General features: G+C 55.3%; 17 protein-coding genes and 1 rRNA gene. 14 read left to right on the top strand and 4 right to left on the bottom strand.

Annotated elements, in window-relative coordinates:
* Window positions 1-114, bottom strand: a 16S ribosomal RNA gene (locus tag AC9UG7_RS11200); the annotation flags it as partial.
* 573 nt (window positions 115-687) lie between these two features.
* Here AC9UG7_RS11200 and AC9UG7_RS11195 point away from each other — a divergent pair.
* The 4 genes from AC9UG7_RS11195 to AC9UG7_RS11180 all read left to right on the top strand — a co-directional run bounded on the left by AC9UG7_RS11195 (window position 688) and on the right by AC9UG7_RS11180 (window position 5,192).
* Window positions 688-2,571 carry an ATP-binding cassette domain-containing protein gene (locus AC9UG7_RS11195; RefSeq protein WP_509587739.1) on the top strand — a complete coding sequence of 628 codons (1,884 nt, stop codon included), beginning with the start codon at window positions 688-690 and terminating at the stop codon, window positions 2,569-2,571.
* On the top strand, window positions 2,538-3,470 hold the full coding sequence (locus AC9UG7_RS11190) for a DMT family transporter (protein WP_509587737.1): 933 nt from the start codon (window positions 2,538-2,540) through the stop codon (window positions 3,468-3,470). The genes AC9UG7_RS11195 and AC9UG7_RS11190 overlap by 34 nt, the downstream gene beginning before the upstream one ends.
* Window positions 3,471-3,488: 18 nt before the next feature.
* Entirely contained in the window at window positions 3,489-4,352 is an 864-nt protein-coding gene (locus tag AC9UG7_RS11185) for a PhzF family protein (RefSeq protein ID WP_509587735.1), read from the top strand.
* Between the two features lie 168 nt (window positions 4,353-4,520).
* Window positions 4,521-5,192 carry a histidine phosphatase family protein gene (locus AC9UG7_RS11180; RefSeq protein WP_509587733.1) on the top strand — a complete coding sequence of 224 codons (672 nt, stop codon included), beginning with the start codon at window positions 4,521-4,523 and terminating at the stop codon, window positions 5,190-5,192.
* Between the two features lie 68 nt (window positions 5,193-5,260).
* On the opposite strand, the gene AC9UG7_RS11175 is transcribed toward AC9UG7_RS11180, so the two are convergent.
* Window positions 5,261-6,055, bottom strand: a complete 795-nt coding sequence (locus AC9UG7_RS11175) for a creatininase family protein (protein WP_509587731.1) — start codon at window positions 6,053-6,055, stop codon at window positions 5,261-5,263.
* A gap of 35 nt (window positions 6,056-6,090) precedes the next feature.
* On the opposite strand from AC9UG7_RS11175, the gene AC9UG7_RS11170 reads away from it, so the two are divergent.
* The 3 genes from AC9UG7_RS11170 to priA all read left to right on the top strand — a co-directional run bounded on the left by AC9UG7_RS11170 (window position 6,091) and on the right by priA (window position 11,938).
* The gene (locus AC9UG7_RS11170) at window positions 6,091-8,232 is read left to right on the top strand and encodes a protein-disulfide reductase DsbD family protein (RefSeq protein WP_509587729.1); all 2,142 of its coding nucleotides are present in this window, start codon (window positions 6,091-6,093) and stop codon (window positions 8,230-8,232) included.
* Between the two features lie 165 nt (window positions 8,233-8,397).
* A complete protein-coding gene (gene hemE / locus AC9UG7_RS11165) occupies window positions 8,398-9,510 on the top strand; it encodes a uroporphyrinogen decarboxylase (RefSeq protein ID WP_509587726.1) in 1,113 nt (370 codons plus the stop codon).
* A gap of 328 nt (window positions 9,511-9,838) precedes the next feature.
* Window positions 9,839-11,938, top strand: coding sequence for a replication restart helicase PriA (gene priA, locus AC9UG7_RS11160; protein WP_509587724.1), 2,100 nt, complete (start codon window positions 9,839-9,841; stop codon window positions 11,936-11,938).
* A gap of 54 nt (window positions 11,939-11,992) precedes the next feature.
* Here priA and AC9UG7_RS11155 read toward each other — a convergent pair whose 3' ends face one another.
* Complete coding sequence (locus AC9UG7_RS11155) at window positions 11,993-12,961, bottom strand: AEC family transporter (RefSeq protein ID WP_509587721.1); 969 nt, start codon at window positions 12,959-12,961, stop codon at window positions 11,993-11,995.
* Between the two features lie 65 nt (window positions 12,962-13,026).
* Between AC9UG7_RS11155 and AC9UG7_RS11150 the strand changes: the two genes are divergently transcribed.
* From AC9UG7_RS11150 to AC9UG7_RS11140, 3 genes are all read left to right on the top strand, one after another.
* Window positions 13,027-15,126 carry an ATP-dependent helicase gene (locus tag AC9UG7_RS11150; RefSeq protein ID WP_509587719.1) on the top strand — a complete coding sequence of 700 codons (2,100 nt, stop codon included), beginning with the start codon at window positions 13,027-13,029 and terminating at the stop codon, window positions 15,124-15,126.
* A 133-nt stretch (window positions 15,127-15,259) separates the two neighbouring features.
* A complete protein-coding gene (locus AC9UG7_RS11145) occupies window positions 15,260-15,856 on the top strand; it encodes an outer membrane protein (protein WP_509587717.1) in 597 nt (198 codons plus the stop codon).
* A 188-nt stretch (window positions 15,857-16,044) separates the two neighbouring features.
* Window positions 16,045-16,812, top strand: coding sequence for a class II aldolase/adducin family protein (locus AC9UG7_RS11140; RefSeq protein WP_509587714.1), 768 nt, complete (start codon window positions 16,045-16,047; stop codon window positions 16,810-16,812).
* 14 nt (window positions 16,813-16,826) lie between these two features.
* Here the strand turns inward: AC9UG7_RS11140 and selD are convergent, their stop codons facing one another.
* Window positions 16,827-17,900, bottom strand: coding sequence for a selenide, water dikinase SelD (selD, locus tag AC9UG7_RS11135; RefSeq protein WP_509587712.1), 1,074 nt, complete (start codon window positions 17,898-17,900; stop codon window positions 16,827-16,829).
* Window positions 17,901-17,988: 88 nt separating this feature from the next.
* Between selD and AC9UG7_RS11130 the strand changes: the two genes are divergently transcribed.
* From AC9UG7_RS11130 to AC9UG7_RS11115, 4 genes are all read left to right on the top strand, one after another.
* On the top strand, window positions 17,989-20,145 hold the full coding sequence (locus AC9UG7_RS11130) for a thiamine pyrophosphate-dependent enzyme (RefSeq protein WP_509587710.1): 2,157 nt from the start codon (window positions 17,989-17,991) through the stop codon (window positions 20,143-20,145).
* Window positions 20,142-21,713 carry an indolepyruvate oxidoreductase subunit beta family protein gene (locus AC9UG7_RS11125; RefSeq protein ID WP_509587708.1) on the top strand — a complete coding sequence of 524 codons (1,572 nt, stop codon included), beginning with the start codon at window positions 20,142-20,144 and terminating at the stop codon, window positions 21,711-21,713. The genes AC9UG7_RS11130 and AC9UG7_RS11125 overlap by 4 nt, the downstream gene beginning before the upstream one ends.
* Window positions 21,714-21,804: 91 nt before the next feature.
* Window positions 21,805-22,845 carry a TRAP transporter substrate-binding protein gene (locus tag AC9UG7_RS11120; protein ID WP_509587706.1) on the top strand — a complete coding sequence of 347 codons (1,041 nt, stop codon included), beginning with the start codon at window positions 21,805-21,807 and terminating at the stop codon, window positions 22,843-22,845.
* An 8-nt stretch (window positions 22,846-22,853) separates the two neighbouring features.
* Window positions 22,854-23,369, top strand: coding sequence for a TRAP transporter small permease (locus AC9UG7_RS11115; protein ID WP_509587704.1), 516 nt, complete (start codon window positions 22,854-22,856; stop codon window positions 23,367-23,369).
* The last annotated feature ends 1 nt before the right edge of the window (window position 23,370 follow it).

The raw sequence follows: 23,370 nt of genomic DNA, 5'->3' as shown, positions 1-23,370 counted from the left end.
TTACTCACCCGTTCGCCACTCGCCACCAGGGTTGCCCCCGTGCTGCCGTTCGACTTGCATGTGTAAAGCATTCCGCCAGCGTTCAATCTGAGCCAGGATCAAACTCTATAGTTCGATCTTGATAGTTTTTTTGCCTCTTTCGAGGCCACTCATTAAAAACGGAATTGAAGTGAACTTCACTTCTATCTTCATGAGCGTTTTAAGTCTTGCGACTCGGTTACTAGAACCTTGGCAATCACCTTAAAACGCCCACGCTTATCGGCTGTAATTTGTTAATGAACCTGATGATTTCTCATCTGCACCACTGCGATCAGCGGAGCCTGCGATTATGACACGATTGTTAATGTCCTGTCAATCTTTGGGGTTTTCCCTGCTACTGAGGTACTTTTTTGAAGCACATTTCAAAAGCTGAGCCCGCTACTATAGCGCACTTTTTGCCAGTTGCGCCAGCTTTTACAAATTATTTGCTGCTGCAATCCCCTGATCTGCGCTAAGCCTTTGATAATTCTGAGTTTTTAACTCAAAAAAATCTACACGTTTGGCTATTGAAAGGGCAACTACTGAAGTTTTCATTGTCTGTTTTTTGCCCTTTACCTAAAACCAACTGTATTTTTTCACTTTGCTCAATATTGACCCGTTCTGTTTTCGCTCAGCAAGTTACTCCGCAACAGGTCTGATAATCCAGGTATGGCCTTAATTACTTTGCAGTCAGCTCAGCTGGCATTCGGTGACGTTCCTCTGCTCGATCGCACCTCTTTATCCATAGAAACCTCGGAACGTATTGGCCTCATCGGGCGAAACGGCACTGGCAAATCCTCATTGCTGAAGATACTCGCAGGGAAAGAGCAACTTGACGATGGCGTGGCTCAGTTTCAGCAAAACCTTAATCTGGCCTATGTAGCGCAAGAGCCCGTTTTAAATCCTGACATCACTGTATTTGATGCGGTGAGTGAGGGTTTGGCAGGGTTGAAAGCTGTGCTTGATCAATACGTGGCCGGCATCGGCGACTTAGACAGCTTGCAAAACATCATTGAATTGCAAGATGGTTGGAATTGGGAACAACGCGTCACAGAAACCTTGCAGCGTTTACACCTTGATGGTACGGCCTTGATATCCAGCTTGTCTGGCGGCATGAGAAAGCGCGTTGCTTTGGGACAAGCGCTGGTAACCATGCCAGATATGCTGCTGCTAGATGAGCCGACCAACCATCTGGATCTTGACAGTATTCAGTGGTTGGAAGACCTGCTAATCGATTTCAAAGGAAGCATGGTGGTAATCACCCATGACCGAACTTTTTTGGACCGCGTTTCCACTCGCATCGTCGAGTTGGATCGTGGCCATTTGTATTCCTACCAAGGCAATTTTCAGCAATACCTGTTGACCAAGGAGGCGGAATTGGCGGCGCAAGCCGTCACCCAAGCCAAGGCTGACAAACTGTTGGCCCAAGAGGAGGTTTGGGTGCGTCGCGGTGTTGAGGCCAGACGAACACGATCAGTCGCTCGAATTGCACGTTTGGAAAAATTACGTTCAGCCAGGCAGGCCAGGCGCAACACCATGGGCCAAGTCAAAGCCAGTGTAGATGCAGGCTTACCCAGTGGAAAAATTGTGGCTGAATTGAGCGACGTCACGCTGGCTTATGGCGATAAAAAAGTGGTTCAAGGTTTCAGTGCCACGCTCTTGCGCGGAGACAAAGTCGGCCTGATAGGGCCCAACGGCGCCGGCAAAACCACGCTGCTGAAACTGATACTGGGTGAATTGCTTCCAGACAGTGGCAAAGTACGGCAGGGAGCCAATCTGCAAGTGGCCTATTTCGATCAGATGCGCAATGCGCTTGACTTGAACGCCTCACTGGAAGACTTCATCAGTCCGGGCAGTGAATGGATTGAGATCGGCAACCAGCGCCAGCATGTGAAAAGCTACCTTGGTGACTTTCTGTTCTCTCCAGCCAGAGCAAACTCACCCGTCAGGAGTTTGTCGGGTGGCGAACGAAACCGCTTGTTACTGGCAAGGCTTTTTGCAAGGCCTGCCAATGTGCTGGTTTTGGACGAACCCACCAACGACCTCGACATTGATACATTGGAATTGCTCGAGGAGTTACTGCAAAACTACGATGGCACGGTGTTTCTGGTCAGCCACGATCGCGCCTTTTTGGACAATGTGGTCACCAGCACCATCGCCTTTGAAGGCGACGCGCATTGGCGCGAGTACGAAGGCGGCGTTCAGGATTGGTTGCTGCAATCTCAACGGTCGAAGGCTTGGGCCGCGCAAACGGCCAGCAAAGCAACAGAAACTGCGGCGAAGTCAAACTCAAGCTCTCCAACACCGGAAAAAACAATCGGCGTTAAAAAACTCAGCTTCAAAGAACAGCGCGAATTCGATGGTTTGCCTGGTTTGATCGAACAACTCGAAGCCGAGCAGGCCAAACTTAACCGTTTGCTGGAAGACGGAAGTCTTTATATCAGTGAGGCCAAAAAAGCGGCCGATATGGCCGCACGCATCACCCAGATTGACGAGGAACTGCTGGCTGCCATGGAACGATGGGAAGAACTGGGGCAACGGGTGCCTGTGTGAACAAAAACGAAATTCACGGGCTGTGGCTGGGACTGCTAGGGGTGGTTTTGTTTTCCATCACTTTACCGGTCACACGGATGGCCGTTGGCACGCCCGAGACGCCTTTCTTAAGCGGTTATTTCATTGCTTTCGGACGCGCTGGCGTGGCGGGTTTGCTGTCTGCGGTCTACCTTTACTTGGTGAAAGCCGTGCCACCCAGTTTCAAGCAATGCCAATCGCTGGCCATGGTCTCACTCGGCGTGGTGTTTGGTTTCCCTCTGTTGACTTCGCTGGCCATGCGCTATCTGCCGGCGGCCCACGCCAGCGTCATCACCGGCGTATTGCCTTTGGCCACAGCGGCATTGGCAGCGCGGGTTAACCGACAGCGGCCTTCGATAGGATTTTGGTTTTGTGCAGTGGGTGGATGCTTGCTGGTTTTGTGCTTTGCCATACTGCGCTCTGGTCAGTCAGGCTGGTGGCCGCAAACCGCTGACCTGATGTTGTTGGGTGCCATGGCCATGGCCGCCATCGGTTATGTCTGGGGCGGGCGCATGTCCACACAAATGCCCGCGCAAAACGTCATCAGCTGGGCTTTGGTGTTGTCTTTGCCTTTGACACTGCCCCTGTCTTGGCTGTCACGGCCACTTGAACCAGTGCCTTGGTCTGCTTGGGCAGGTTTTGCCTATGTTTCCTTGTTTTCTATGTGGCTGGGATTTTTCGCTTGGTACAGGGGTCTTGCTTTGGGCGGCACTGTCAGGGTCAGTCAAGTGCAATTGCTACAGCCCTTTTTGGGCATGCTGTTTGCCATTCCTATCCTAGGTGAAACGCTGGATATGATGACGGTTGGATTTGGTTTGGCGGTCATAGCCACTGTTTTTATCGGTCGAAAAATGCCTGTGCATTCGCATACGCCGTCATGATTTTTAACCATCATTCAGATGAAACAACGCGCTTTCGCCCAAGTTGACGTGTTCACTGCCACGCCCTATCTGGGTAACCCGGTGGCGGTGGTGCTGGATGGAACCGGCCTGTCCACCGAAGACATGCAGTCCTTCACCAACTGGACCAACTTATCGGAAGCCACGTTTGTGCTGCCACCGACCCATCCGGATGCCAACTATGCGCTACGCATTTTCTGCCCTGGTCGTGAATTGCCATTCGCTGGCCACCCCACGCTTGGCAGTTGCCATGCTTGGCTACAGGCAGGTGGTACGCCCAAGCGAGATCATGTAGTGCAGGAATGCGAAGTCGGTCTGGTACCTATTCAACAAAACGGGGCACGGTTGTTATTTGCTGCACCGCCATTGCGCCGCAGCGGACCTTTGGCTGAAGCAGATGTGCAGTTGATCGCACGCGGCTTGGGTGTTGGGCGCTCAGAGATTCTTCACCACGCTTGGTGCGACAACGGGCCCGGTTGGCGTGCGGTCATGCTGGGCTCGGCCGAGCAAGTGCTCGCACTCCATCCAGATGCAGAAGTGTTGAAAGGCTTGGATATTGGTGTGGTCGGGCCGAGCGGCAAAGTCGGCGTGGTCGGCGCCTTCGATCAAGGCGAAGTGCTGTTTGAAGTCAGGGCTTTTTTTCCAGACAACCAAGGGTTGGTCGAGGATCCAGTCACAGGCAGTCTGAATGCGGCCTTGGGCCAATGGCTGATTGGCGCAGGGCTGGCGCCCGAGCGGTATGTTGCCAGGCAAGGCACGGCCTTGGGCCGTGCAGGTCGGGTCTATGTATCTAAAGACACGGCGCAGCAAGTGTGGGTTGGTGGCGATTGCGTGATGTGTGTGCAAGGGCAGGTGCTGATCTGAAGCGGCGGGCCCCGTGGCTGTCATATTGACTTCTTTGCTCCAACAGCAGAGGCAGGACATAACGCAGCTGCGCAATCCAGCATGCTGTCAAATTGCATGCCGCTGTTTGACAAAAGCGGTCTCCAGCGCGACCGGCCTGCGCGCTTTTTTTGCACACAATATGTCCCTATGGGAAATATCTATTTAGTGCGCCACGGACAGGCCTCATTCGGCGCCGATGACTACGACCAGTTGTCTGCGCTGGGCCTCAAGCAAAGTATCCGTTTAGGTGAATACTGGCGCGAGCGCGGCATGGTGTTTGAAGCGGTTATCACCGGCAGTTTGAAGCGGCACCGCCAAACCTGGGAAGGCATTCAACAAGGCTTGCAGGACACCCAGTTGAAGGCATTGCTCTGGCCAGGTCTGAACGAGTACGACAGTGAGGCGGTGATTCATTGCATACATCCTGAGCCGCTGGCCAAACCGACCACGCCAGAACTCTACAAACACCATTTCGGTCTGTTGCGCAAAGGTTTGCAGGAGTGGATGCACGCGCGCGCGCAACCTGCGGGTATGCCTGTGTTTGCTGATTTTGTGCAGGGCATTAACGATGCATTGGCGCATGTCAGACAACACCACAACGGCCATGTGCTGTTGGTCTCCAGTGGTGGTCCCATCTCCACGGCTGTGGGCAGTTTGTTGGGCACCCCGCCCGAGAGCATGATTGAGATGAACATGCGTATACGAAATACGGCGGTCTCTGAATGTGTTTACAACCCCAAGCGCACCACGCTGGTGAGTTTCAACACCATCAATCACCTTGACGCACAGGCCTACCAAGATTGGGTGACATTCACCTGAGTTTTCTTGTTTACTTCAGCAGATGAAGCAGCCATGGGCAAGGTCAACAGTGACTGCTGCGCATGGTCTTAAATCAGTGGCTCAAACTGAACCAACTCTTGCAACAGCTTGGCCAGTTGCACGCCGACCGCGTCCAACAAAACTTGCCCTTTCTCTGCGGTGGCGGCGGCGGCGTTGCCTGCTGCGCCGTGCGGGTTGTAGTCCTGCATGTGCCAGCCGAGTTTGGCGCTTTTACCATCTCCCAGCAGCGCAAAGCGGTCGGCGCGATCCTGGGACGCAGAATGGAAATCTTGCGCAACTTCCATGCGCACCTTGTGCGGCGCAATCGCCAACATCAAGGAGGTTTCCATGTCGCCGCCGTGCACACCAAAGCGTTGCTCATGCGCACCGAAAGCCTCCCCAGCCGGCCCCAAAGGCAGTTGATACCAATGGCTTGAAAACACGGTGAGTCCGCAATGCCCCCGCAACTCACGCGCGACCACGTCCATCAACCCAGCATTGCCGCCGTGGGCATTCAACAACAACAGTTTTTTGATGCCCGTACGCGCCACGCCTTCACCCACCTCACACCATTGAGATATCAGTTGTGCAGGCGACAAACTGAGGGTGCCGTCATACGCCAGATGCTCGCTGCTCAAGCCCACGCTTTGGGTGGGCAGCACCAGCACCGGGTCGGCTGCCTGTAAATGCGCCAGCGCAGCGCTGACCATCGCATTGACCAAATCGGTGTCTACCGATAAGGGCAAATGCGGGCCATGCTGCTCGGTGGCGCCCAAAGGCAACACCGCCACGGTGTGTTGCGGGTCGAGTTCGGAAAAATCGGTGCTGACGCAATCAGCCCAGTAACGAGGTAAAGCCTTCATGCACGCCATCTTAAAGGCTTGGGTAACATGGCTTCATGCCTACTGTCTTGCTTAACTTGATTCCAGCCATTACCGCCCTTTTTCTGGGTTTGAGCGGAGCCACTGCAACCGCACAAGCCCAGCCTTCTGCGGTGGTGACCACGCCTCAAGTGCGCGCCGAATTGATGGCGCATGCGCCGCAAGGCATTCAATCTGGACAGCCCCTGTGGCTGGGCTTGCAAATGACACACCAACCCGGTTGGCACACGTACTGGCAAAACCCGGGCGACAGCGGTCTGGCCACGCAGTTGGATTGGCACTTGCCTGAAGGCATGCAAGCCGGTGGCATCTTGTGGCCGACTCCCCACATGATTCCTGTGGGCAACATGGTGAACCATGGCTTTGAAGACACGGTCTTGTTGGCTGTGCCTGTGCGGATTGGCAAGACATACCAAGCTGTCAACAATGAGATCACATTGCAGGCCAATTGGCTGGTCTGCAAACAAGAATGCATTCCTCAATCCGGACAATTTGTGTTGAAGTTACCTGCGCAAACCAGCATCGCTGATCACTCGCAACGCTTTGAGGCATTGATACAAGGCCAACCGCAAGGTTTATCGCCAGCGACACAAGCAGCTCGCTTGAGTGACCAAGGTCTGCTGATTGCCGTCCAAGGTTTACCTGCACACGTGCATGGTCAGGCTTTGAAAGCCTATGCGCAATCCCCTGAAGTGCTGGCCAGCGGATTGGGCATCAACGGTGGCGGTCAATGGGTGAGCGGTGTTTGGCAGTTGAATGCGCCTTTGCATCGCATGCGCAGCACGGAGCCCAAAGAACTGGGCTTGTGGTTGGTGGACGACAGCCAGTCACCTGCCCGTATTTGGCAAGTGACGCTGGACATAAAGGGTCGTTGGCCGACTGATATCCCCGCCGCCGCGACAACACCGACCAAGAGCCCCCAACTGGCTGGCAACTCAGCGCAACCTGCTGCGCTGGCTGGTTTGTTGAGCGCATTGATAGGCGCGTTTGTGGGCGGCTTGCTACTGAATTTGATGCCCTGCGTCTTGCCTGTACTGGCCATCAAAGTCTTATCGCTGAGCCAAACCTCGGTCAGTGCATCGCAAAGACGCGGTATCGGCAGCGCGTATGCCGTCGGCGTGCTTGTCAGCATGTTGGCACTGGCGCTGTTGGTCATGGGCTTGCGTGCGGCCGGTTCACAACTGGGCTGGGGGTTTCAGTTGCAATCGCCCGGGTTGGTGGCCGGGCTGTCGTTACTGTTTACCTTGATTGCCTTGAATCTGGCTGGCGTGCTGGAGCTGCGGGGCAACTGGAGCAGCAGTCTGGCGGTACAAATGGCCAGACATCCACTGGCCGATGCTTTTCTCTCGGGCGTATTGGCCGTGGTTGTCGCCGCGCCTTGTACTGCACCGTTCATGGGTGCTTCTGTCGGTGTGGCTTTCACGCTGCCTGCTTGGCAAGCGGTGTTGATTTTTGCCATGCTTGGCAGTGGACTGGCTTTGCCATTCACCCTCATGGCATGGGTTCCTGAGACGGCACGTTGGTTACCCAGTCCCGGCGCTTGGATGCAGGTGTTGCGCCAAGCACTGGCATTTCCCATGTGGTTGACCGTTGTGTGGTTACTCTGGGTGCTGTCCAAACAAACCAGTGCAGACGCAGCGGCATGGTGGTTGGCCGCACTCGTGTTGATCTCAGGACTGGTGTGGTCTTCAAGTTTGCCCCGTCCTACGCGCCAATGGTTAAGCGGTTTGTTTGTCTTGTGTTTGATCGCCTTGGCTTGGCTGTCGCCACCTGTGTTGCAACAAGCGTCAAACGGGCAAAGCCTGTCTGCTGAGCCTGACAAGCAATGGCAAGCTTGGTCAGAAGCCAAGGTACAAGCGGCCTTGCAAAACGGTCAACCTGTGTTCATTGATTTCACAGCCGCATGGTGCGTTACCTGTCAAGTCAATAAACAATCGACTTTGCGAAATAAAAAGGTGTTGCAAGCGTTTGCGGATCGCAATGTCTTGTTATTACAAGCGGATTGGACGCGTCAGGACCCGGCCATCAGTCAGGCCTTGACAGCACTTGGGCGCAGCGGTGTGCCGGTGTATGTGTTGCAGGCACCTGGCAGTCCCGCACAGGTATTGTCTGAATTGCTTTCCCCCGATCTGGTGCTCAAAGCCTTGGAGGGTTTGTAAAAAAATTGGGGTCAGGTTCCAATTTTTAATTGGGGTCAGGTTCCAATTTCCCAATTTCCTAGCTATCTCGGCAAGACATATTTCCTGCGAGAAAATTTTTGCGATCAAAGCAGATAAGGACAACACCCGAGACAAAGTGTCAATCAGCCCTGTCACAATAGCTGTATGACTACCCCATTACTCAACGACAGCTTCCTCAAAGCCTGCCTGCGTCAGGCCACCGACCACACCCCCGTTTGGCTGATGCGCCAAGCCGGCAGATACCTACCGGAATACTGTGCTACCCGCGCCAAAGCCGGCAGTTTCATGGGCTTGGCCACCAATGTGAACTACGCCACCGAAGTCACATTGCAACCCTTGGATCGTTATGCGCTGGACGCCGCTATTTTGTTCTCTGACATCCTCACCGTACCTGACGCCATGGGCTTGGGTCTGAGCTTTGCACAAGGTGAAGGTCCTAAATTCGAGAAAGTCGTGCGCGACGAGGCGGCGGTCGCCGCCTTGGCTGTACCGGATATGCACAAACTGCAATACGTGTTTGACGCCGTGACTTCCATTCGCAAAGCCTTGAAGGGCCGAGTTCCGCTGATCGGCTTTTCTGGCAGCCCTTGGACACTGGCTTGTTACATGGTCGAAGGCGGTGGCTCTGACGATTACCGACTGGTCAAGTCACTGATGTACAGCCGCCCCGATTTGATGCACCGCATACTGAGCATCAATGCAGACTCGGTAGCCGCTTATTTGAATGCGCAAATCGATGCCGGCGCCCAGGCCGTGATGGTGTTTGACAGCTGGGGCGGGGTGCTGGCCGATGGTGCATTCCAACAGTTCAGTCTGGCCTATACCGAACGCGTTTTGGCTCAACTCAAACGCAGCCATGAAGGCCACATCATCCCGCGCATTGTGTTTACCAAAGGCGGTGGCTTATGGCTGCCTGAGATGAAAAACCTGGACTGCGAGGTACTCGGCCTGGACTGGACCATGAACCTAGGCACCGCGCGTCAACTGGTCGGTGGCCAGCCCGGCGGCCCTGGCAAGGCATTACAAGGCAATATCGACCCCCATATTTTGTTTGCGCCACCAGCGCAAATCGCCACCGAGGTACACCGTGTTCTGGACAGCTTCGGCCAACCTCATACCGACACCTCCACCCACGGTCCTACGCATATTTTTAACCTCGGCCATGGCATCAGCCAGTTCACCCCGCCTGAACACGTCAGTGCGCTGGTAGACGCGGTACACAGCCATTCCAAAGCCTTGCGGCAAGCGGTTCGTTGATCAGCCAATAGATAAATATTGCGCCGCAAAGTCATACTTATGCACAAATTTTCGATCACCCCTATACCAAGGTCTTACATCACCAAAAAAATAATCAATCGCTCACTTTATTTGTAAGTGATTGATTTTGAACAGTTCCACCGGTTGCCGATTTTTCGGGCATTGTGTTCAAAGCCTTGATTTATCTGGCTTTCTGCCCCACTCTGGCAAGCTGTCAACAAAGTTATCCACAGAAATTCTGGATCGTTTTCAAAACCTATGTCAATCAAGCACTTAGGCGTTTATATGAAGTATTTTGTGAATATCGACACGCAACTAGGGTATTGACATGGCGCATTTTTTATCCGTCATGGTTGCAACGCCTGCGCACAGCAGGCTCACTGGCCCGCTGGTTTACCTGAGTGAGTTGGAACTGGCGCCTGGCACTCTGGTTCGAGTGCCATTGGGCAAGCGCGAAACCTTGGGATTGGTTTGGCCAGTTCAACCGTTAGAAACGCCTGCGTCGGAACAACTGCGAGCCGTGGTGGAGGCCATGACGGGTATTCCTGCCTTGTCTATGTCATGGTTAGAGATGATGGCGTTTGCAGCGTCTTATTACCAACGTTCTGTCGGCGAATTTGCGCTGGGCAGTCTGCCGCCACAGTTGCGTGATCTGACGCCACTGCAACTCGCACGCAAATTAACCAAGCGCCACAAACGACCGCCTGAGGACGACATCACCGCCTCACCGATTGACGCACCCCTTTTGACTGAGGAACAGCAGTGTGTGTTGGATCGCATGGTCAAAGAAAAAGGGCCGTTTGTGTTGCATGGCAACACAGGCAGTGGCAAAACAGAGGTGTACTTGCGTCGCGCGGCACAGGTGCTGGCGCAAGATGACAGTTCACAAGTGTTGATGCTGGTGCCAGAAATCAATCTGACACCGCAACTGGAAGAACGGGTGCGACAGCGTTTCATGTTTTTAGGCGAAGCCTCTATTGTTTCTATGCACAGCGGGATGACACCGGCACAACGCTTGAACAGTTGGTTGTCTGCCCACACCGGTCAAGCGCGGTTGGTGTTGGGTACACGTTTGGCGGTGCTGGCATCCATTCCCCATTTGAAATTGATTGTGGTGGATGAGGAGCATGACCCCAGCTACAAACAACAAGAGGGGGCACGCTATTCCGCACGTGACTTGGCGGTCTACCGAGGTCAATTGCAGCAAGCACAAGTCATACTCGGCTCAGCCACCCCATCGCTAGAAAGCTGGCACCACAGCCGTATGGCGGTGGCTGGCGAGCCCGCGCCGCGCTACATCCGTTTGTCTATGCCCAGCCGAATCGGCGCGGGGCAACTGCCCGTGCTGCGCCGCGTCGATATGGGCAAACAACCTCGCAACACCTTGTTGTCTGCACCGCTGCTCGCCGCCATGCGCGAACGCATCGGCCAACGCGAACAGGTGTTGGTACTGCTGAACCGGCGCGGCTATGCGCCTGTGTTGCATTGCCAAGCCTGCGGTTGGAAAAGCGAATGCCCGCACTGCAGCGCCTATCGGGTGTTCCACAAATCAGACCGCAGCCTGCGCTGCCACCATTGCAGCCTCACTCAAGCTGTGCCGCGCGCTTGTCCCTCTTGCGGTAACCAAGACATTGGCGCTTTAGGTCATGGCACCGAAAGAATCGAAGAACATGTGGCTGAACTGTTGCACGATATGCAGCGACCTGACGGTATGCCGTTGCGCATCGCGCGTATCGATGCCGACTCAACCCGAGGCAAAGGCGAGTTAGTGCGCCAGTTGGCGGAGGTGCACGACGGCGATGTCGATGTGCTGGTCGGTACCCAAATGGTGGCCAAGGGACACGACTTCAGACGCGTGACGCTGGTCGCCGCGCTCAACCCGGACGGCGCGTTATTCAGCGCCGACTTTCGCGCACCCGAGCGCTTGTTTGCTTTGTTGTTGCAAGCTGCCGGGCGGGCGGGGCGAGATGCAGCATTGTCACGCGATCAGGCTGGCGAGATGTGGGTGCAAACCTTTCATCCTGCACACCCGCTGTTTGAGTGTTTGAAAACACATGATTTCGCTGGGTTTGCCGAACAACAATTGACAGAACGCCGCCAAGCTGGTTTACCGCCCTTTAGTTTTCAGGCGCTGCTGCGTGCCGAGGCACGCACACAAGATGCTGCGCAGGCTTTTTTAAATGCGGCCAACGACAGTGCGCAGGCGTGGTTGCTGGCACAGGCCATGGCTGTCACTGTGTACCCTGCAGTGCCCATGAGTTTGCAGCGGGTCGCCAACGTGGAGCGTGCGCAAATGCTGGTTGAGTCCCATTCGCGCCGCGCACTTCAAGCATTTTTGAGCCATTGGCAACACGATTTACAAGGCTTGCGCGGTATGCACCCTGCGGTCATCCGTTGGGCCATGGATGTCGATCCCTTGGTGATTTGAAAGTGGTGACGCTGCTTGACCCGCTTGGTTGTGCGGGTCCATGCAACGCGCGCATCAGTGCTTGAAGAAAGCCACCCAAGCAGAAAAGCTGGGGAACGCCAGTACCGTGGCCAGCAAAATCACCCGTGTGATGCGCGCACTGTCTGCGCCAAAACGCCCGGCCAGCAATGCGCTGTTGCTGGCGCTGGGCAACGCCGCCACCAGCACCACCGCCATCCAAGCATCTTGGGTGAGCGGCAAACCTGCTTGCATCAAACACCAGCCTGCTGTGACAGCCAACAAGGGATGCACCAGCAACTTGATGGCGGTAAGTAACAAGTCCATGCCACCGCTGCGCCACTGCAACCATGGCTGTCGTGGTGCATCAGCTGCAGGCACCAGCACCGCGCCGATGGTGAACAAAGCCACAGGCGAAGCCGCGCCTGCCATCAGATTGACGGTGTTGTTTAGCAGGTCTGGCAACGCCCATTGATGGGCCGAGAACAAGGCGCCCAAGCCAATGCCCCATGTCAGCGGAACACTCACCACACTTTTCAAGGCTTGTAAGCCTGCACTGCGCGCACCATGCGCCTCGGCATGGTCAAGCCGTGACATGGCGATACATACGGAACTGGTGAAGAAAACATCGACCAAGATGGTCACGATGGCAGTACCCACTGCCGCCGGACCGAACAAGTTGAGTAACAACGGCAAGCCCATATACCCGGTGTTGGGAAACGCCACCGCCATGGTGCCAAACGAAGCATCGTTCCAGTTATGGCCGACACGTCGCAGCAGCCACATACCCAGACCCAACATACAAACCGCACACAAGGCGTACAACAAGGCCACAGACGGATTGAACAATTGCGTCATAGGCGTACCAGAACCAAAACGAAACAGCATGCAAGGCAGGGCGAAATTCAAGACGAACACATTCAGTCCGGCAATCGCGGTCAATGGCAACCAGCCCCGACGCGCCGCCACATAACCGGCCAACACCAACGCAAAAAAAGGAAAAGTGACCGACAGAATATTCAGCATAGGTCAGATTGTCCTCGGTATGATCACAGGCTTTGCCTGCTTCGCTACCCCTGCCTGTCACCTGCATGTCTGCTTCACTCAATCTCCCCCAGCTCGAAGCGGTTCACCATGTCCAAGGTCCTTGTCTGGTGCTGGCCGGTGCCGGCTCCGGCAAAACCCGGGTTATCACGCACAAAATCGCGCATTTGATTCAATTGGGGCTGGAGCCCGAGCGCATCGCCGCCATCACTTTCACCAACAAAGCCGCGGCTGAAATGCGCGAACGCGCCAAGCAACTGGTCGGGCGCGAAGCGCAAAAAGTCTTGATTTGTACGTTCCACGCGCTGGGCGTGCGCATGTTGCGACAAAGCGGTGAAGCGTTGGGACTAAAGAAAAATTTCAGCATTCTTGACACCGATGATGTGACGTCGATCTTGAAAGATGCAGGCGGCAGCTCGGACCTGGCCACCGCACGGCAGTGGCAATGGGCAATCAGCGCATGGAAGAACCAAGGGCTGAATGCCGCCATGGCCGAGGCCCAAGCCACGACAGACAACGAACGCATCACCGCGCGCATCATGGCGCGTTACGAAGAGCGACTCACCGCCTACCAAAGCGTGGACTTTGACGATCTGATCGGCTTGCCTTTGAAACTGCTGCAAAAGCACGAAGACGTGCGCTTGCAATGGCAACAGCACATGGGGCATGTATTGGTCGATGAATACCAGGACACCAACGCCACCCAATATGCCATGCTCAAACTGTTGGTGGGTGAGCGCGCCCGATTCACCGCAGTAGGTGACGACGATCAGTCCATTTATGGTTGGCGCGGCGCCACGCTAGACAATTTACAAAAGTTGCCTGTGGATTTTCCTGCACTCAAGGTGGTGAAGCTGGAACAAAACTACCGCTCCACCAGCGCCATTTTGCAAGCGGCCAATAACGTCATCGGCCCCAACCCCAAGCTCTACCCCAAAAAGCTGTTTTCCGAACTCGGCGTGGGCGAGCCCGTGCGCTTGTCCGACGCCGACAACGAAGAGCACGAGGCCGAGCGCATCGTATTGCGCATACAAAGCATGCGCGCGGGCAACGACACCGGCGCGGGCTTAGGTCAATGGCGCGATTGGAAACATTTCGCCGTGCTGTACCGTGCCAACCACCAGTCAAGAGCGCTGGAAAAAGCGTTTCGTAAAGCAGCTATTCCGTACAAAGTGTCGGGTGGACAAAGTTTTTTTGACCGCGCAGAAATACGCGACCTGTGCGCTTGGTTGCGCCTGTGGGTAAACAACGATGACGACCCGGCGTTTTTGCGTTGCGTCACCACGCCCAAACGCGGCATCGGTCACACCACGCTGCAAAAGCTGGGCGAATTCGCTACGCTTTACCGCATCAGCATGTTCGAGGCGGTGTTCAGCCATTCGCTGGGCGCGGCATTGCCAGCCAAAGCGGTAGGCAGTTTGCAAGCCTTTGGTAACGAGGTCAACGATTTGCAATACCGCGCCCAACACACGCAAGGCAGCGAAGCCGCACTGGCATTGCTGCTGCAATGGCTGAAAGACATCGATTACGAAAAACATTTGTACGACGGCGAAGACAGCGAAAAACTGGCGGCGGATCGCTGGACGAACGTGCTGGATTTTGTCGACTGGATGGCCAAGCGTTGCGGTGGTGAGATTGACGATGCCGCCGGGGTGAGTCTGGTGAGCGAAAGCAAATCGCTGCTGGAAGTCGCGCAAACCATTGCGCTGCTGTCTACCTTGAGCGAGCGCGAGAAAGACCAGGACGTGGTCACCTTGTCCACCTTGCACGCGGCCAAGGGCTTGGAGTGGCCGCACGTGGTGTTGGCTGGTGTCAACGAAGGCCTGCTGCCGTTCAAGCCTGAAGAAGACGGCGTCAGCCTGCAACAAGACGCGCTCAACCTGACCCGCATCCAAGAAGAACGGCGCTTGATGTATGTGGGCATCACCCGCGCACAGCGCAGTCTGGTGGTGAGTTGGAGCAAGCGCCGCAAAAAAGGCCGCGAGATGGTCAACGCCATGCCCAGCCGTTTCATTGCAGAAATGTCGCTCGAGCAAGCCACCACCCGCGAAGACCCGCGCGAAAAACTGCGTGCCTTGCGTGCCGAGTTTGCGCTGAAGGTGGAGGCGGAGAAGGCGTTGGCGGACAAGGCGAATCCAAAGGCTTAGGCCGCCGTTTGTGGTTTTTTAATCAATTTTTATGCTTTATCAGCAGCAACCGTATATTTATGAATACTTTGTGAGTTGCTAAAAAAACCATTCTCTGGAAAATGATTCCTTTTTAACCAAAGGGAACATCCAAATGAATGCTTTACTAAAAACTTCACTGCTGGGCTTGGCGCTGGTGTCTACGGCTTCCATGGCGGGCAATTTTGCAGGGCCCGAGGCAGGGGCCAGTGTCACCATGAATGGGGGGGCGACAACTTTTACGGCTGAGAACAAGGACACAACTTTTGGAGGGTCATCGCTGGGATTCAGATTGCACGGTGGCTATGGATTTGACATCGACAAAGATACAGTGGTTCTTGCAGGCTTTGATTACAACGCCACAGATTTGTCCGTAGGAAAGAGTTATGGGCAAAGCTTTACAATTAAAAATGCTTGGTCTTTATCCGCCGCACCTGGCATGTTGTTGAACGACAAAACGCTGGCCTATGTGAAACTCTCTTACGAATCTGGAAAATTTAATTCAAGTTTCACTGACTTAAAGTTTGATCAATCGGTATCTGGGTTCGGCTATGGCGTTGGCTTACGCACAGAGATCAACAAAACCACTTTTTTGGAAACCGAGATCAAACAAGTGAATTACAGCAAATTCACTAAAAAAATCGGTAGCACAAGCTATGATTTCACCACATCTGCTACCGTGGGCAGCGTCGGCGTGGTGTTCAAGTTCTAAGCACTCACCGCACCCTCCAAAGCCACGCCGTGCGTGGCTTTTTTCATGGGTTATGCCATCGACGGTCAGGGCTCAAGGGGTGAAAGCTGTGAATGCGGCCCAAACCTGCATTGCGACTGCACCGCCATGGCGAAAAACATAAATTCAGTTATTCTTTGCTCTTCTTTGGCATTACCTGAAAGTCGCCTATGTCTGTTCACACCCTGCCCACCTCTGCTGCTGTTGACCCTGTGTGGCAAGCCAAAGTCCATTTGGCCGCTGCGCTGCGATTGGCGGTGCTCGACGGCTTGGAAGAAGGTATTGACAACCACTTCACCATGGTGGTGCCCGGACGTACCGACCAGTATTTGCTGCTGCCCTATGGCTTGCATTGGTCTGAAGCCCGCGCCAGCGACATCGTTGTGTTCAACGATGCGGGTGAAACCCTTGAGGGCAAAGGCGTGGTTGAACTCTCCGCCCAATGCATACACGCGCCCTTGCACCGCATCACCGGCGCCAAAGTGGTGTTACACACCCACCAAGCTTGGGCCACGGCACTCAATATGTTGAAAAACAACCGGTTGGTGGCCGCCAGCCAAACCGCTGCTTTCTTTCACAACCGCATTGCGTATGACGACCATTACACGGGTCTGGCCAAAACCATGGACGAAGGCGAACGTCTGGCCAGTTTGATTCAAGACAAGCAGGTGTTGTTTTTGAAAAACCACGGCGTGGTGACGGTCGGCAACACGGTGGCTCAGGCTTACCGCCGCTTGTACAAATTGGAAAAAGCCTGCCAAACCCAGGTGCTGGCCATGAGCACAGGCGAGCCGCTGGAAGTCATGAGCGAAGCCGTCGTGGCCGAAGTGCTGCAACGCTCACCCCACGACCGCCACCCTGTCGCCGAGCGCGAGCGCTTGTATTTTGAAGCCATGATGCGGGTACTTGACCGGGTCAATCCCGGGTATGCGGATTGAGTTTTGATGAACAGTTAATTAGAAACAATCAACCCTGCCCTGTCCCCCGCTTTCGCAACCACTTCACCTACCACCGCCGCCTGCGAGAACCCGTGTTTGGCAAACACGTCCATCACTGCGTCCAGTGATGCAGGCGCACAACTGACCAGCAAGCCGCCGCTGGTTTGCGGGTCGCTCAACAAAGCTTGGTCGATGGCATCAAATCCCGATGCAGGTAATTTCACATCCGCGCAATAACCGCTCCAGTTGCGTGCCGACGCACCGGTGATGTGGCCCGCCTCTGCCAATGTACGCACGCCTTCAAGCAGCGGCACTTGCGACCAAGCGATAAGCACATCCAAGCCCGAACCACGCGCCAACTCCAACGCATGGCCGGCCAGACCAAAACCGGTGACATCCGTCAAGGCATGCACGCCATCTATCGCAGCAAGTTCAGGGCCGGGCGTGTTCAAGCGCGTTGTTGTGGAGATCATTTGCGCATAAGCCTCGGCCGACAGTTGTTCTTTTTTAAGCGCAGCAGACATGACGCCCACGCCCAGCGGCTTGCCCAGCACCAACACATCACCGGCCTGCGCAGACGCATTGCGCTTGATGCGGCTGGGGTGTGCCAAACCCAACACCACCAAGCCGTAAATCGGTTCCACCGAGTCAATGCTGTGGCCGCCTGCGATGGGAATACCTGCTGCCTGACACACACTTTGCCCGCCTTCCAAAATACGGCCTATGGTGTCAGTGCTGAGCACATTGATGGGCATGCCGACCAGCGCCAACGCAAAGATGGGCGTGCCGCCCATGGCGTACACATCGCTGATGGCGTTGGTGGCGGCGATGCGTCCAAAGTCAAAAGGGTCGTCCACCACCGGCATGAAAAAGTCGGTGGTGGCAATCAAGGCCTGCTGGTCGTTGAGCAAATACACAGCCGCATCGTCTGACGTATCCATACCGACCAGCAATTGCGGCGGCAGCGCAAAGCCTTTCATATTCGAGAGGATGTCGCGCAACACGCCGGGTGCAATCTTGCAGCCGCAGCCACCGCCGTGGGCCAAAGAAGTCAATCGGGGTTGTGTGTTGTCAGAAGATGCATTCATGCGACAAATCTAACACGCGTGCAGGTCTTCTATGATCGGTCGCTGCTGTAGGGCGTTGATGCAGCCTGCGGTTCAAAGGAGTCATGGTGTGGAAGTTTCATTTGTAGAAGAAATCAAGTCACTGCGTTTGGGCGACGGCGAACGTTTTCACGGCGAAGGCATTTTGGCGGTGACCAAAGCCTTGTTGCAATCTGGTGTGGCCTATGTCGGCGGCTACCAGGGCGCACCGGTGTCGCATTTGCTGGATGTGATGGTGCAGGCCAAGCCACTGATGCAAGAACTTGGTGTGCATGTCGAGGCCTGTTCCAACGAAGCCTCGGCCGCCGCCATGCTCGGCGCCAGCATCCACTACCCTTTGCGCGGCGCGGTCACTTGGAAATCGATTGTCGGTACTAACGTGGCAAGTGACGCCTTGTCCAACTTAGCCTCCCCTGGTGTGGTCGGTGGTGCACTGATTGTGGTGGGCGAAGACTACGGTGAAGGCGCGTCCGTCATCCAGGAACGCACCCATGCGTATGCGCTCAAAAGCACGCTGTGTCTGCTGGACCCGCGCCCTGACCTGTCCCGCATGGTCGACATGGTCGAGCATGGTTTTGCGCTTTCAGAAGCATCGAATATGCCTTGCATACTGGAGTTACGCATTCGCGCCTGCCATGTGCGCGGCAGTTTTGTAGCCAAGACCAACCGCGCACCGGCAGTGTCGACGCGCCACTTGATGGCCGAGCCTGCGAAATTCGATTACATGCGTTTGGCGCATCCGCCGGTCACCTTCAAACAAGAAAAGCGCAAACTCGAAGAACGCCTGCCTGCGGCGCGTGAGTACATTGTGAAACACGGTTTGAACGAGCTCATGCTTGGCCACAAGCACGCTGATTTAGGTTTGATCGTGCAAGGCGGTTTGTACAACAGCTTATTGCGCAGCCTGCAACTGCTCGGTCTGGCGAATGCTTATGGTGAATGCGATATAACGATGCTGGTACTCAACGTCACCTACCCGCTGGTGCCGGATCAAGTGGCTGATTTTTGCCAAGGCAAACGCGCCGTTTTGGTGGTTGAAGAAGGCCAGCCCGAATACATCGAACAAGATATTGCCACGCAACTGCGACGTCGTGGTATTCACACCCCTTTGCACGGCAAGGACATGCTGCCGGGTGCGGGTGAATACAACGTCGAGGCCATCGCCTCGGGCTTGTCACCTTTCATCGCGCAATACCTGTCGTCTGAGGCGGCGCACAGCGGGCAACATTGGTTAAGCGGTTTGCAACAACGCCGCGCCGATGTGGCTAAAGCACTGGGCCAAGCACTGCCTGCGCGCCCGCCGGGCTTTTGTATTGGTTGCCCGGAGCGTCCGGTGTTTTCTGCCTTGAAACTGGTGCAACAAGAAATAGGCGACTTGCATATTGCCGCCGACATCGGCTGTCACGCTTTAGGCACGTTCGAGCCGTTTTCCACCGGTCATTCGATATTGGGTTATGGCATGAGTCTGGCAAGCCGTGCCGGTGTGTCGCCGATGATGCAAAGGCGCACGCTGGCCATCATGGGCGACGGCGGTTTCTGGCACAACGGCTTGCTCACCGGTGTGCAAAGCGCACTCTTCAACGGCGACGATGCGGTACTGTTGATTTTCAAAAACGGCTACACCTCAGCGACGGGTACGCAAGACATCATCTCCACACCGATGGAGAACGAGAAGCAAGCCGCCACAGACAAGCACAGCAGTTTGTCGCACACCAACATGACCATCGAATCCACGCTGCAAGGTCTGGGCGTGCAATGGTTGAAGACGGTGCATACCTATGAAGTGGCGAACGTCAAAGCTTTGCTCAAAGAAGCGTTCACGTCAGATTTCAACGGCTTGAAAGTCATCATTGCCGAGGGCGAATGCCAACTCGAACGTCAGCGCCGCATCAAACCATGGATCCAATCTTTGTTGAAAAAAGGCCAACGCGTGGTGCGGGTGAAATACGGTGTCGACGAAGACGTATGCAACGGCGACCATGCTTGCATACGCTTGTCGGGTTGTCCCACACTGACGCTCAAAGACAACCCTGACCCGCTGAAAGTCGATCCGGTGGCGACCGTGATTGACGGCTGTGTCGGTTGCGGTTTGTGCGGTGAAAACGCACACGCCGCCACACTGTGCCCGAGCTTTTACCGTGCTGAAATCATCCAAAACCCAGGCGTGATCGAACGCCTGTGGGCTGGCATTCAAACGAGGCTGGTAAGCGCCATGCAAACCGCATGACACAGCCCGTCAGTTTGCTGGTATGTGCCTTGGGCGGCGAAGGCGGCGGGGTGCTGAGCGAATGGTTGATGGAGACGGCCAGACGCGCAGCTTATCCGGCGCAAAGCACCTCCATCCCAGGGGTGGCGCAGCGCACCGGTGCGACCACTTATTACATTGAAGTGTTGCCTACACCTTTGGGTGAGTTAAATGGTAAGCAACCGGTGTTCAGCTTGAACCCCGTGCCCGGAGCGCTAGACGCTTTGGTGTCTACCGAACTGTTGGAGACCGCCAGACAAATTTCACTGGGTATGGTGTCTGTCGAACGCACCCGTGTCTTCAGTTCGTCGTCGCGCAGTTTGACCACACTCGAGCGCATGCCCATGGGTGACGGCAGGCTCGACACACAAGCCTTGCTGGATGTGGTCACGCAGTTTTCACACGAATCGCAGGTTTGGGATTTTTCTGCCATGGCCAAAGCGCAAGGCACCATGGTCAGCGCGGTCATGCTGGGCATCATCGCCGCCAGTGAACTGTTCCCGATGGCACGCGCACATTACGAAGCCACCATAGGCACGGGCGGCAGCAGCGCAGCCAGCTTGCGGGGATTTGCGGCGGCATTTGAACGCGTTCGCAACGCCAAAGCGGTGCAAGCCATGTTGGCAGATGAAAACACCGTCCAGTCCGTACCCCTCACGCACGAGACTGCACTTGATGTTTTCCCCGCCCCTGTGCGTGAATTAGCAGCGCTAGGTTTTGCCCGCTTATGCGATTACCAGCACCGTCACTATGCGATGCAATATGTGCAACGCTTGCTTTTGGTGTGGGAGGCAGAGAAAGCGATGGACCCCTCGCATGCCAATCACCATACGGCGACGTGCGAAGCCGCGCGGTGGTTGGCGTTGTGGATGGCTTTTGACGACATCGTGCGCGTCGCTGATTTGAAAAGCCGCGGCAGCCGCAGGCAACGCGTGGCTATGGAAGTGAAACAACAAGACGGTGAACTGTTGCGCGTATTCGAGCATTTCAAACCTGGGGTGCCCGAGTTTGCCGCGCTGCTCCCCGCTTGGTTGGCCACCCCTTTGTTGCGCTGGGACAAAGCACGTGTATGGAGGGGGCGCGAGCCCTTGGCTCTGGCTTTGAAAATCGGTTCACATTCGGTGGTCGGTATGTTGGCGTTGCGGCTGCTTGCAGGATTGAAATGGTGGCGTCCCTACGGCAGCCGTTTTGCGGTCGAACAACAAGACATACAACAATGGTTGGATGCTGTTTGCGCGGGCATGCGCGAACACCATGGGCTGGGACTAGAACTGGCCATGTGCGGGCGACTGATCAAAGGGTATGGCAGCACCAACGAACGCGCCAAACGCAATTTGCAACACATACTGCAGTATCTTGCGCCGCCCGACGTGAACCCGTCGCCGCTATGGCGGGCAAATGCGGTACGCCAAGCGCGTGAGGCCGCCCTCACTGACGAAGCGGGACAAGCGCTGGACCAACGCTTACAGGCCTTGGGCGCGCCCCAGCGGGCGGTGGCTGAACAACCGCTGCGATTTATACGCTCTGCTGGTCGCACAAAACCTGATTGATGCGCGGTCATACAAGGGCAGATACCAAGAAGCAGCCCTGTGCTTGTGAGTTATCCTTTGTGGTTACTTCTCAACACATTGCCCTAACGCCATGAAAAATTTCCTGACATCACTGCTTCTTCGCTCGAGTATGCTGTCTGTGAGTTTGCTCAGTCTGCACAGCCTATCGATAGCCCAAGACAAAATTCAACAAGTGCGTGTGTCCACTTGGGTGCCCGCACAACATGCGTTAAACCCTGCGGTACAAACTTGGATTGACAGCTTGAAAAAAGCCTCAGGCGGCAGCATCAATCCCACGCTCTTTCCATCAGAGCAACTGGGCAAGGCCATGGACCATTACGACATGGCGCGTGACGGTCTGACCGATTTTGCATTTGTGAATCCCGGTTACCAACCTGGTCGTTTTCCCATTTTCGCCGCCGCCTCGCTGCCGTTTGAAATCAGCAATGCCAAAGCTGGTTCTGCTGCCATCGACAGCTGGTACCGCGCCTATGCAGCCAAGGAAATGAAAGAGGTCAAATTCTGTTTCGCTTTTGCGCATGACCCAGGGGCATTGCATTCGCGTAAAAAAGTGCTGTTGCCAGCTGACATGAAGGGCATGAAAGTGCGCCCTGCCACCTCCACCATCGGCCAGATGGTGACCCTGTTGGGCGGCACCAATGTGCAGGCTTCTGCCCCCGAATCACGCGACGCCATCGAACGCGGCGTGGCCGACGCCATCACTTTTCCTTGGGGGTCACTCACCTTGTTCGGCATTGACAAGGTGGTCAAATTCCACATGGATGTGCCTTTGTATGTCACGCCCTTTGTCTGGGTCATGAACCTGGACAAATACAACAGTTTGTCTCCTGCGCAAAAACAAGCGGTCGACAACCATTGCACCAGTGAATGGGCTGAAAAAATCGGCACGGCATGGGCTGATTTTGAAATCAGCGGCCGCACCAAATTGATGGCGGACAAAGCCAACCGCGAGATTTACCAGTTGACCCCAGACCAACTCGCCGCTTGGAAAACCGCGGTAGCACCTGTCAAACAGCAATGGGCAGATGAAGTTAAAAAACGCGGGGATGACCCGACCGCCGTGATGAAGGCCTTGCAGCAAAGCCTGAGCAAATACAAATCATCCATGTGATTTTGCAGATGAGCGCTAAAAGCAAAAGTCCGTTCGATCGGATCATTGACACCATCGAATGGCTGGCCGCTATGTTCGTCGGCATTGTGGCGGCGAACATTTTCATCGCCGTCATACTGCGAAAATTTTTCGGCACCTCCATCCCCGATAGCTACGATTTCGGTCGCCTGCTGCTGGGCATATTGATTTTTTGGGGCATTGCCGCCACCAGTTACCGCGGTGGTCACATCACGGTTGACTTGCTGTGGACACACGCAAGCCCTCGCTTTAAACGCTGGATCGATGTGTTCGCCACCTTGGTGTTGCTATTGGTAGTCACAGTGCAAACCATCATGTTGTTCGACAAAGTGGCCAACACCTACCGCGACAACGTCCAAACCTATGACCTGAATTTACCGACTTGGCCGTTTTTCGCAGTGGCATGGTTTGGGGATGTGTGTGCAGTCTTGCTGATCGCCATTCGCACTTGGCGATTGATGGCCGACCCTGAAGCGCTGGCTCCCACCAACGGCGCGGGACACTGAC

This window comes from Limnohabitans sp. (assembly GCF_046052765.1).
Classification (GTDB): domain Bacteria; phylum Pseudomonadota; class Gammaproteobacteria; order Burkholderiales; family Burkholderiaceae_C; genus Limnohabitans.
This window is presented reverse-complemented; position numbering and strand designations above follow the sequence as displayed.

Excerpts from the sequence above, each read along its gene's own strand:
- AC9UG7_RS11180 (WP_509587733.1), top strand. The coding sequence starts at position 4,521 with ATGGGAAATATCTATTTAGTGCGCCACGGACAGGCCTCATTCGGCGCC.
- AC9UG7_RS11125 (WP_509587708.1), top strand. The coding sequence starts at position 20,142 with ATGACACAGCCCGTCAGTTTGCTGGTATGTGCCTTGGGCGGCGAAGGC.
- AC9UG7_RS11155 (WP_509587721.1), bottom strand. The coding sequence starts at position 12,961 with ATGCTGAATATTCTGTCGGTCACTTTTCCTTTTTTTGCGTTGGTGTTG.
- AC9UG7_RS11140 (WP_509587714.1), top strand. The coding sequence starts at position 16,045 with ATGTCTGTTCACACCCTGCCCACCTCTGCTGCTGTTGACCCTGTGTGG.
- selD (WP_509587712.1), bottom strand. The coding sequence starts at position 17,900 with ATGAATGCATCTTCTGACAACACACAACCCCGATTGACTTCTTTGGCC.
- AC9UG7_RS11190 (WP_509587737.1), top strand. The coding sequence starts at position 2,538 with ATGGGAAGAACTGGGGCAACGGGTGCCTGTGTGAACAAAAACGAAATT.
- priA (WP_509587724.1), top strand. The coding sequence starts at position 9,839 with ATGGCGCATTTTTTATCCGTCATGGTTGCAACGCCTGCGCACAGCAGG.
- AC9UG7_RS11115 (WP_509587704.1), top strand. The coding sequence starts at position 22,854 with ATGAGCGCTAAAAGCAAAAGTCCGTTCGATCGGATCATTGACACCATC.
- AC9UG7_RS11120 (WP_509587706.1), top strand. The coding sequence starts at position 21,805 with ATGAAAAATTTCCTGACATCACTGCTTCTTCGCTCGAGTATGCTGTCT.
- AC9UG7_RS11175 (WP_509587731.1), bottom strand. The coding sequence starts at position 6,055 with ATGAAGGCTTTACCTCGTTACTGGGCTGATTGCGTCAGCACCGATTTT.
- hemE (WP_509587726.1), top strand. The coding sequence starts at position 8,398 with ATGACTACCCCATTACTCAACGACAGCTTCCTCAAAGCCTGCCTGCGT.
- AC9UG7_RS11145 (WP_509587717.1), top strand. The coding sequence starts at position 15,260 with ATGAATGCTTTACTAAAAACTTCACTGCTGGGCTTGGCGCTGGTGTCT.
- AC9UG7_RS11185 (WP_509587735.1), top strand. The coding sequence starts at position 3,489 with ATGAAACAACGCGCTTTCGCCCAAGTTGACGTGTTCACTGCCACGCCC.
- AC9UG7_RS11195 (WP_509587739.1), top strand. The coding sequence starts at position 688 with ATGGCCTTAATTACTTTGCAGTCAGCTCAGCTGGCATTCGGTGACGTT.
- AC9UG7_RS11150 (WP_509587719.1), top strand. The coding sequence starts at position 13,027 with ATGTCTGCTTCACTCAATCTCCCCCAGCTCGAAGCGGTTCACCATGTC.
- AC9UG7_RS11170 (WP_509587729.1), top strand. The coding sequence starts at position 6,091 with ATGCCTACTGTCTTGCTTAACTTGATTCCAGCCATTACCGCCCTTTTT.